Source organism: Lentilactobacillus hilgardii DSM 20176 = ATCC 8290, from assembly GCF_000159315.1.
GTDB lineage: Bacteria > Bacillota > Bacilli > Lactobacillales > Lactobacillaceae > Lentilactobacillus > Lentilactobacillus hilgardii.
In genome coordinates this window covers 1-1,689 of the sequence record NZ_GG670001.1, presented here as the reverse complement: position 1 = coordinate 1,689, position 1,689 = coordinate 1, and the positions used below count along the sequence as shown (strand labels likewise).

Annotated in this window: 1 rRNA gene; it reads right to left on the bottom strand. The window is 50.7% G+C overall.

Going from position 1 to position 1,689, the window contains the following annotated elements:
• Positions 1-43: 43 nt before the first annotated feature.
• Positions 44-1,617, bottom strand: a 16S ribosomal RNA gene (locus HMPREF0519_RS12565).
• Positions 1,618-1,689: the final 72 nt, after the last annotated feature.

Genomic DNA, 1,689 nt, shown 5'->3' with positions numbered 1-1,689 from the left:
AACAAAACTTTCGACATTGTGTAGGTTTCCGAATTTTCCTTAGAAAGGAGGTGATCCAGCCGCAGGTTCTCCTACGGCTACCTTGTTACGACTTCACCCTAATCATCTGTCCCACCTTAGACGGCTGGCCCCCGAAGGTTACCTCACCGGCTTTGGGTGTTACAAACTCTCATGGTGTGACGGGCGGTGTGTACAAGGCCCGGGAACGTATTCACCGTGGCATGCTGATCCACGATTACTAGCGATTCCAACTTCATGTAGGCGAGTTGCAGCCTACAATCCGAACTGAGAACGGCTTTAAGAGATTAGCTTGACCTCGCGGTTTCGCGACTCGTTGTACCGTCCATTGTAGCACGTGTGTAGCCCAGGTCATAAGGGGCATGATGATTTGACGTCATCCCCACCTTCCTCCGGTTTGTCACCGGCAGTCTCGCCAGAGTGCCCAACTAAATGCTGGCAACTGACAATAAGGGTTGCGCTCGTTGCGGGACTTAACCCAACATCTCACGACACGAGCTGACGACAACCATGCACCACCTGTCATTCCGTCCCCGAAGGGAACGCCTAATCTCTTAGGTTAGCAGAAGATGTCAAGACCTGGTAAGGTTCTTCGCGTAGCATCGAATTAAACCACATGCTCCACCGCTTGTGCGGGCCCCCGTCAATTCCTTTGAGTTTCAACCTTGCGGTCGTACTCCCCAGGCGGAGTGCTTAATGCGTTAGCTGCAGCACTGAAGGGCGGAAACCCTCCAACACTTAGCACTCATCGTTTACGGCATGGACTACCAGGGTATCTAATCCTGTTCGCTACCCATGCTTTCGAGCCTCAGCGTCAGTTGCAGACCAGACAGCCGCCTTCGCCACTGGTGTTCTTCCATATATCTACGCATTTCACCGCTACACATGGAGTTCCACTGTCCTCTTCTGCACTCAAGTCTCCCGGTTTCCGATGCACTTCTCCGGTTAAGCCGAAGGCTTTCACATCAGACCTAAAAAACCGCCTGCGCTCGCTTTACGCCCAATAAATCCGGACAACGCTTGCCACCTACGTATTACCGCGGCTGCTGGCACGTAGTTAGCCGTGGCTTTCTGGTTGGATACCGTCACGATGTCAACAGTTACTCTGACACCCGTTCTTCTCCAACAACAGAGTTTTACGAGCCGAAACCCTTCATCACTCACGCGGCGTTGCTCCATCAGACTTTCGTCCATTGTGGAAGATTCCCTACTGCTGCCTCCCGTAGGAGTTTGGGCCGTGTCTCAGTCCCAATGTGGCCGATTACCCTCTCAGGTCGGCTACGTATCATTGCCTTGGTGAGCCATTACCTCACCAACTAGCTAATACGCCGCGGGTCCATCCCAAAGTGATAGCCGAAACCATCTTTTAAACAAAAACCATGTGGTTTTTGTTGTTATGCGGTATTAGCACCTGTTTCCAAATGTTATCCCCCGCTTCGGGGCAAGTTACCCACGTGTTACTCACCAGTTCGCCACTCGTCTTAATGTCAAATCAGTTAAATGCAAGCACTCAACTTCATTGACCAAGACGCGTTCGACTTGCATGTATTAGGCACGCCGCCAGCGTTCGTCCTGAGCCAGGATCAAACTCTCATCTTAAAATCAAAATGATCATTTGTGACTCATTGATTATTTTTTATTGTTACTAGCGAATTGACTTCGCAATTTGTT